Annotated in this window: 1 protein-coding gene; it reads right to left on the bottom strand. The window is 49.8% G+C overall.

Going from position 1 to position 789, the window contains the following annotated elements; genetic code table 11:
- The coding region (locus ACFIKJ_RS09525) for a phage tail tape measure protein (RefSeq protein WP_375670562.1) at window positions 1–789 on the bottom strand (789 nt) is incomplete at both ends.

Below are 789 nucleotides of genomic sequence, written 5' to 3'. Positions count from 1 at the left end.
AAAGTTATGGGGCGTAAGAGTCGGAGTGAACTTGCCCCAAGACCCGCGGTTAGCAAGCCCAGCGAGCGCCCTGCGGCTGCTAAGCCCCGCCAGCTTGCAGCAACACCACGACTAACAGCACCCATCTTGATAAAAGAGCCCATCAATTGAAGAAGCCCAAGGCGTGTCCCAGCAAGAGTAAAGCGCAACACGCGCAGAGCAATATTAAAAGCCATCAGGGCAGCAATGGTTTTGATGATGGCGCTTGTTAAAGTTGGGTGCGCATTCGCCCACGCCATAAGCCCATTGGTAAAATTGCCAACACTTTCCATCAAACTGTTGAGGGGGGGCAGAAGCACTTCACCAATGCTAATCCCTAAAGCCACAATGCGGTTTTGCAACAATTCAAATTGCCGCATGGCACCGGTTGCTTGTTTGTCTGCTTCTTGTTCTACCGAACCTTTAAAGACTTGTGGATCTTTCACATACTCTAAAGCTTGCCCTAACAATTCGGGGTTACCCACCAATTTGGCAAAATCACCAGTAAAATCGCGCCCAGCAATGGCAATCAGCGAGCGCATGCCCTGTTCGGATTTACCCAACACATTAAAAAAGCGTACCAAGGTACCTGTGGCATCTTTGTCCAGATCTTGCATGAATTTTTCGCGAGAAAGCCCGATATTGGCAAAAGCATCTTCAATATGTTTGCCCCCTGCCTGAATGCGCGCACTCATGGCATTAAAACCACGCGCGGCACTCTCTGGAACAATCCCAGCAGAAATCATCGCCGTACCAAAAGCTGCTGTTTCC

It is taken from the genome of Bartonella sp. PS7NMGDW (assembly GCF_042193585.1).
Classification (GTDB): domain Bacteria; phylum Pseudomonadota; class Alphaproteobacteria; order Rhizobiales; family Rhizobiaceae; genus Bartonella; species Bartonella grahamii.
Note: the sequence above shows the minus strand (reverse complement) of the source record. Positions and strands in the feature narration are given on the sequence as shown.